At 30.5% G+C, this 7,522-nt stretch carries 5 protein-coding genes and 4 tRNA genes; 3 read left to right on the forward strand and 6 right to left on the reverse strand.

Going from position 1 to position 7,522, the window contains the following annotated elements:
• Window positions 1–9 precede the first annotated feature (9 nt).
• The gene (locus AJ889_RS07730; protein ID WP_002858451.1) at window positions 10–1,344 is read right to left on the reverse strand and encodes a sodium-dependent transporter; all 1,335 of its coding nucleotides are present in this window, start codon (window positions 1,342–1,344) and stop codon (window positions 10–12) included.
• Between the two features lie 233 nt (window positions 1,345–1,577).
• Between AJ889_RS07730 and AJ889_RS07735 the strand changes: the two genes are divergently transcribed.
• The 3 genes from AJ889_RS07735 (at window position 1,578) to AJ889_RS07745 (ending at window position 3,145) form a co-directional block, all read left to right on the forward strand.
• Window positions 1,578–1,916: a F0F1 ATP synthase subunit C gene (locus tag AJ889_RS07735; protein ID WP_002935875.1), complete on the forward strand. Its 339-nt coding sequence runs from the start codon at window positions 1,578–1,580 to the stop codon at window positions 1,914–1,916.
• Between the two features lie 35 nt (window positions 1,917–1,951).
• A tRNA-Leu gene (locus tag AJ889_RS07740) sits at window positions 1,952–2,037 on the forward strand.
• A gap of 196 nt (window positions 2,038–2,233) precedes the next feature.
• Window positions 2,234–3,145 carry an AEC family transporter gene (locus tag AJ889_RS07745; protein ID WP_002935877.1) on the forward strand — a complete coding sequence of 304 codons (912 nt, stop codon included), beginning with the start codon at window positions 2,234–2,236 and terminating at the stop codon, window positions 3,143–3,145.
• A 7-nt stretch (window positions 3,146–3,152) separates the two neighbouring features.
• On the opposite strand, the gene AJ889_RS07750 is transcribed toward AJ889_RS07745, so the two are convergent.
• From AJ889_RS07750 to AJ889_RS07770, 5 genes are all read right to left on the reverse strand, one after another.
• Complete coding sequence (locus AJ889_RS07750; RefSeq protein WP_032584918.1) at window positions 3,153–6,665, reverse strand: acyl-[ACP]--phospholipid O-acyltransferase; 3,513 nt, start codon at window positions 6,663–6,665, stop codon at window positions 3,153–3,155.
• Window positions 6,666–6,709: 44 nt separating this feature from the next.
• Complete coding sequence (locus AJ889_RS07755) at window positions 6,710–7,090, reverse strand: hypothetical protein (RefSeq protein WP_002853267.1); 381 nt, start codon at window positions 7,088–7,090, stop codon at window positions 6,710–6,712.
• 66 nt (window positions 7,091–7,156) lie between these two features.
• Window positions 7,157–7,233 (reverse strand) — tRNA-Asp (locus tag AJ889_RS07760).
• Window positions 7,234–7,284: 51 nt separating this feature from the next.
• Window positions 7,285–7,360 (reverse strand) — tRNA-Val (locus AJ889_RS07765).
• A 6-nt stretch (window positions 7,361–7,366) separates the two neighbouring features.
• Window positions 7,367–7,442 (reverse strand) — tRNA-Arg (locus AJ889_RS07770).
• Window positions 7,443–7,522 lie beyond the last annotated feature (80 nt).

The raw sequence follows: 7,522 nt of genomic DNA on the forward strand, positions 1-7,522 counted from the left end.
TTTTCAAACTCACTTTAAAAAAGCGGCTATCATAACTATAACAACAGCCAAAGGGGAAATAAATCTCAAAAACACATACCAAAGTTCAAAAAATATACCCCTCATATAAGGTTTAAATAAAATTTTTAAAGCTTCTTTTTTCATCACAAATCCCACAAAAATAGCTGCCAAAATTCCACCTAAAGGCATAATAACCTTGCTTGAAACACTATCAAGCAAATCAAAAAAACTCATTCCAAAAAATCCAAACTGAGTACTTTTTAAAGAAGATAAAATACACAACATTCCTAAAATATAAACAACAATTCCTATTAAAATCAAAGCTTTTTTACGGCTCATACCAAAAGTATTAATAAGGTAAAAAGTGAAAGGCTCTATCATTGAAACAGCTGAAGTAATACCAGCAAAGATTAAAGAAATAAAAAACGCTGCTCCAAAAATACAACCAATCACTCCAATTTTTTCAAATAAAGTAGCTAAGGAAATAAAAACAAGTCCTGGTCCTTGCTGATTAGGATTGTAACCAAATTCAAAGATAAAAGTAAAAACAACCAAACCCATTAATAAACCAACTAAAAGATTGATAAAAATAATATTTAAAGTACTGGTAATAAAATTAGTTTTATCAGGCAGACTAGCAGAATAAGTAATAATCGTTCCAACGCCCAAAGAAAGACTAAAAAAAGCAAGTCCTAAGGCTTCAAGAACGTTTGAAGTGTTGATTTTGGAAAAATCAGGTACAAAAAGAAATTTAACCGCCATTATAAAACCATCTTTGCTAATAGCATAAACAAGCATCAAAATAAGTAAAATAAACAATGAAGGCATCATCCAAACATTTAACTTTTCAATCCCATTCTTAACACCTTTAGAAACAATATAAAAAACACATAAAAAAACCAAAGTAAAACAAATAAACTGACTTAAAAAATCCTCACTTATAAAAAATCCAAACTGTGCTTTACTTACTTCTAGATCCATAGGCAAATTTCCAGTGATACTTAAAAACACATATTTAACTATCCAGCCAATCACCAAGGTATAAAAAGAAACTATTAAAATCGCCCCCACCATAGTAAAACCAACATAAGACCAAGCTTTTTTATTTGAAGGTGCTAACTTTTCATAGGCATTAACCGGATCTTTTTCACTAATTTTTCCTATGCTAAGCTCAGCTAAAAATATCACAAAACCTACACCTAAAGTAAGAATTATATAAAGCAAGATAAAAGCAGATCCACCACTTTGACCTACTAGTGTTGGAAATTTCCAAGCATTACCCAAGCCCACCGCTGAACCTGCTACCGCTAAAATGAAACCTATTTTTGAAAATTTAGAACTCAATGTTGCAACCTTAACTTAAAAATTATTTTAAAATATTATTAAAGCAAAAAAACTTTTAAGCTTTATTGAAAACAATCAAATTTAAATCAAAAATGTGAATTTTTGTAAATTTCAATAAAAATAAAGATACCTTTGGTTATAATTCGGCTTTATTTTTAAGTCTTAAGTAGGGATACGCAAGCCGAACTGATTTAAAAATTGAAAAAAATTTTTTTTATAGAAAGGTTAAGATAATGAAAAAAGTTCTTTTTTTATTATTAGCATGTGCAGCAGTAGCTTTTGCATCTGAAATTAATGCTCCAGTAGAGCAAGAAGCTATTAATGTATGGATTAAAGCATTTTCAGTTCTTGCAGCAGGCTTAGGTCTTGGTGTTGCAGCACTTGGTGGTGCTATCGGTATGGGTAATACTGCAGCGGCAACAATTGCAGGAACAGCTAGAAACCCTGGTCTTGGGCCAAAATTAATGACAACTATGTTTATCGCTTTAGCGATGATTGAAGCACAAGTTATCTATGCTCTTGTTATCGCGCTAATAGCACTTTACGCAAATCCTTTTATAGTTTTACAATAAAACTTATTAAAGCCCTTTTTTGGGCTTTTTTCTATGCGGTTATGGTGGAATTGGTAGACACGCCATCTTGAGGGGGTGGTGCGCTCCGCGTGTGCGAGTTCAAATCTCGCTAACCGCACCATTATTTAAAATTATAATCATTCAACTTAAAATACTAACTATTCAAAATCAAATTTCAACTTACAATTTCTTAAAGTTACAAAAAATAAAAAATATTGGTTTTTTTAAAAAACTTAAAAAATATTAAGATTTTTTTTAAGTATAAAGAATATAATTCTATCCGTTTTCAAAAACCATCCCTTAAAAAGGATTACTCAATGTTTGTTTTTATACCATTATTTACAATTTTTATTTTACTTGCAGGCGGATATTTTGCCAAAAGAATTGGCGTTTTGAAGCAAAAACAAGCTAGGACTTTTTTAGATTTTGCTATTATTTTTGCTTTACCTTGTTTGATTTTCGATAAAGCATATCATTTAAATTTTAATTTTTCATTGATTATTTTTATTTTTATTGGATTGTTTAGCTGTATATTAGCAGCCTTTTTTGCTATTTTTATTGGAAAAGTTTTTCATTTTTCTAAAGTAACTTTAGTCAGTATGTTTTTGCTTTCTTGTTTTGGAAATACTATATTTGTGGGTATGCCTATTGTTGCTGGTGTATTTAATGACCCACAATTTAGCGCTGAAGTTATATTTTACGATGCTTTAGCTACAACTTTACCTATATCACTTTTTGGACCTTTTATACTTTCTTTGGGAAATGGAGAAAAAGTCAGTTTGCTTACTAATGTTAAAAAAATTCTTAGTTTTCCACCTTTTTTAGCTTTGCTTTTTGGTTTTTTGTGTAAATTGATTACTTTACCTGAATTTATTTTCTCTCCTATTCGTTTATTTGGTGCCTCTGCAACCCCTGTTGCACTTTTTGCTATAGGTTTAGGACTTGGCTTTATGGCGATTAAAACCTCTTACAAACCTACAATAGTTGTCATCTTTGCTAAAATGATTTTAGCTCCTTTATTTTTTGTATTTTGTTTAAAAATATTTAATTTGGAATTAAAAGATTCTACCATCGTTGCTATTATAGAAAGTGCAGCTCCTACTATGACTTTAGCAGGAGCTATGGTAATGAAAGCTAAACTAGATAGCAATTTAGCCGTAAGTGCTGTAGCCTTTGGAGTTCTTTTTGCTTTTGTTTCTATGCCAATTTTAATTTGGACTTTGTTATAAGCTCAAATTATATGGCTAAATTTTTAGCTAATTCTTTAACTTTTTTAAGATCAACTTTTCCTGAACCTAGGAGGGGAATTTTTTCTATTTGAAAATAATATCTAGGTTTAAAAAGTGTAGGTATATTAGAATTTTTTATAGCCTCACATACTCCTTCAAAAATTTCATTATTGCATTCTATGAGTAAAACAATTTGTTCCCCTTTTTTCTCATCTTCTAAAGATGTGGCACAAAATTTAACCACTTCAGTGTCTATAAATTTGGCAATTTCTTCTTCTATTGCACCCAAAGAAATCATCTCTCCGCCAATTTTTGCAAAGCGAGAATAACGATCGACAATATATAAAAAACCATCTTCATCCAAATGTCCCTTATCTCCCGTGTTGTACCATCTTATGCCATCAATTTCTTTAACCACTTCATCGGTTTTTTCTTTGTCATTAAGATAGCCTACCATAACTTGATGACCGCCTATAAGTATGAGTCCATCTTCATTTGTTTTTAAATTTTCATAATTATTTGGATCAACAATACGTACCGCAGTTCCAGGTAGAGGCATTCCTACGCTTCCTTCTTTATTGGCACGATGTATAAGCCAATAATCCACATCAAAATGATTTGGTAAATTTACACTCGCCACAGGCGTGGTTTCCGTAGCCCCGTAACCTTCAAAAATGCTTTTTTTAAACTTCATTTCAAAAACAGTTCTTACTTCATTTTTTAGTTTTTCAGCGCCCGATACAACTATTCTTAAACTTTCAAACATTAAAGCATCAAGCTTTTTATTTCTTGCATAAATTCCTAAAAAGGTTGAAGTTCCACACATAATAGTGACATTATTTTTAGCAACAGCTTTGGCAACCCCTAAGGCATCGGTTGGATCTGAAAAAGTGATGCTTTTAATACCTTCAAGCAAAGGCAAAAATGTAGTTACGGTAAGTCCAAAAGCATGAAAAGGTGGTAAAGATGAGAGAATGACATCATTATTTCTTGTGCAAAGCACATCAGAAATTTGTGCTATATTGCTTAAAATATTACGGTTATTGAGCATAACACCTTTTGGAGAACCTTCACTTCCACTACTAAATAAAATAGCTGCGATGGCAAGATTGTTTTTTGAAGGAGTGAAGATGCTTTTGAGTATAAAACTAGGTATAATACTAACTGCTAGCATCATGCTAAAAATTTTAGTTTTTTGCATTTTAAAATCTTCTACAATATCTTCAAAATAAATTAAATGTATATTTGTATCGAAATTTAGGTTTATACCTTTATTTGCTAATTTTTCTAAAAAAGTTTTAGAAGTATAAATTTGTGAAATTTGCGCATTTTTTATAGCTGCTTTTAGAGCTTTTTCTCCAGCAGTGAAATTAAGATTTACTGCAATTTTTTCTGCGATTAAAACAGATAGATTGGTTAAAGAACTTGCAAAAGAAGCAGGTAGTAAAATTCCTATAGCTTCCTCTTTAGGAGCGTAACTTCCACGCTGAAGGTTAATGTTTAACTCTTTGGATTTTCTTTTAATAAAAAAATTAAGAAATAAACTAAGAGTCAACATTTTTCTATAAGAAATATCTCCAGCTAGTGTATCGATAATAGCTATTTGATTTAGATTTTTTTTAGCTGTATCTATCCAAGCTCTTGCTATAGTATGCATAGCTTCGCATTGTGATTTCCAAGCCATAAAAGAAAGTTCAAAAACTTTAGCTTTAACTTCATCTTTTTTAGAATGCAAAGGCATAGCTTTACCAAAAGCTATAGCAATTTTTCTTTTATTTAAAGTGCGGTTTCTTGCTGAAAATTCTTCATCACTTCTTGAAAAAGCGCTACCCCAAAGCCCTCTTATATAAAAAGGAATAATTTTTCCATCATCTTCACTTAAACATTCACAAGCTAATTCAAATCCTGCTTTAAATTCATTTAATTGCCCATGTCGCGAAAGTGTACCTTCAGGAAATAAGCAAACTAAATTACCTTCTTTAATATGCTTTGCTATCAGTTCTAAACTCGTCTTACTTCCTGTACTTGATACAGGAATAATACCAAATTTATCAAGAAAAATTTTAATATACCATTTAGAATAAATACTTCTTTCCATAACAAAATAAATTTTTCTTGGAATTGCCATTTGTACAACAGCCCAATCAATAAAAGAAATATGATTACCCAAAAGTAAAGCTCCACCTTTTTCTGGTATATTTTCAAAACCTTCCACAAGTAAACGGTATCGTTGTAAAAAAGCTATGCTTAAAAGTATACGCACTAAAGAAAAGGGGAGTTTTAAAAGTATGTAAAAACTTCCTATAAAGGTTACCAAAGCAATAAAATAAAACAAATAAATCACATTGATTTCAAATTTTACAAATAAAGTTGCCAAGAGCAAAAATCCCAACATGGCAATATTTTGAAAAAAATTATTTCCTGCAAGAATTTGTCCTAATTCATTTTCTTTAGCATGAAATTGGATTAAAGTATTTAAAGGAATGATAAAAAGGGCTCCGCAAAATCCAAAAAAGAAAAATAAAAAACTATAACTTAATAAACTTATAAAATAAGGCATTAAAAAAGCCATTAAAAACATACCCAATGCACCAAGTGGAATAAATCCAAGTTCTATATAATTTTTTGAAAATTTACCAGCTACTAAAGAGCCTAAAATCACTCCTATACCAGAAAAAGCGAGTGAAATTTGCACATAAAAAGTATTTTCTATGAAAAGTTCATTTTTAGCAAAGACAGGAAAGCTGACAAGATAAAGTTGAGATATAGCCCAAAAAAATGAAATTCCAATTATACAAAGCCAAATAGTTTTATTTTTAAAAACAAGCTTAAGATTATTTATTAGAAGTTTTCCACGAATATAGTCTTTTTTATTAAAAACTAAATCTTTATTTGTTTGTTTGAGCTTAGGTAAACGCCACGCAAAAAATACTTCGATACAAGAAAATAAAATTAGCACAATTCCTAAAGGCGCTACTTCTTTTAAAATTTCATCTGTTTGATTATACATAGAACTATAAAGACTTTCAAAGCTTAAAGAAAATAAAGCCATTCCCGCTAAGATTGCCACAATGCTTACCGCATTAATTACACCATTACCCATAGCAAGAAAGTCTTTTCCCACGAGTTCTTTAATAAAACCGTATTTACTTGGTGAATAAATCGCTGCTTGTGCTCCCATTATAAAAGTAAAAATAAAAGCCATCCAAAAAGCACCGCTATAGTAACAAATGCAAATTATTAAAGTGAGTATAACATTGAAAATTGCTGAAATTTTCATTACAATATTTTTTGGATATTTATCCGCTAAAAAACCCGAAGAAGAAAGCATAAGAATAAAAGGAAGTAAAATCAAAGCATTAACTATAGCATTTAAAAATAACTGCTCACTTCCTTCATAGGCCTTATAAATAGTATTTTGAATAATAATTTTATGTCCCAAATCCACAAAAGCATTGATGAATGCTATAAGTAAAAAAGGAATTAATCCGTAAATTTTCAAAAAAGATTTTTTTTGCATTATTTAAACCTCGTCAATTAGCGCTTATTTTACAAAAGAATTTATCAGTTTTTAGGAAAATTATCTATATTATCTTTTAAAATAATTCCATCGATTTTTAATTTATAAAATTTTTTAAAATTCTCTAATTTATCAACAATCATTAAAACCCTACTATCAAAAACATAAAATTCTGCAACCTTACTAGCAAATTTTGCAAGTTTTTTATCATTACAAAGCAAAAACTTAGCTCCTAAAGCATTGGCTAAAAATATCTCATCTTTATTTTGAACTAAAATAGCAAATTCAAAATCATTTTGACTTAAATAAGAAATCAATTTTTCATCATAAACAATACAATAAACTTTATTATCTTTAACTTCTTCAACACTTTCAATAAAAGAAAAATCTAAATTTTTTAATAATTTATGTCCAATAATAAGCATTTTTTTCCTTAGCTCTATTTTTTATTATTTTGTAAATTATACTTATAAAATTGTTACCAAGCAATATGGCGCAGCGGACGGGGCTCGAACCCGCGACCTCCGCCGTGACAGGGCGGCATTCTAACCAGCTGAACTACCGCTGCATCCAAAGTAAAGAAGTAGAGATTATAAAACCTATTTATGATTTTATAAAATGGTGGTCACTATAAGACTCGAACTTATGACATCCACCTTGTAAGGGTGGCGCTCTACCAACTGAGCTAAGCGACCTATGATTGGCGACCCCTAGAGGATTTGAACCTCTGTTTCCACACAGAGAGAGTGTTGTCCTGGGCCACTAGACGAAAGGGTCATAACCCTAACAATAAAAATGGTGTCCCGTGTTGGATTCGAACCAACGGCCCCCTCCTTAAAAGGGAGATGCTCTACCGG

It is taken from the genome of Campylobacter sp. BCW_6468, from assembly GCF_001762865.1.
Taxonomy (GTDB): Bacteria; Campylobacterota; Campylobacteria; order Campylobacterales; family Campylobacteraceae; genus Campylobacter_D; species Campylobacter_D jejuni.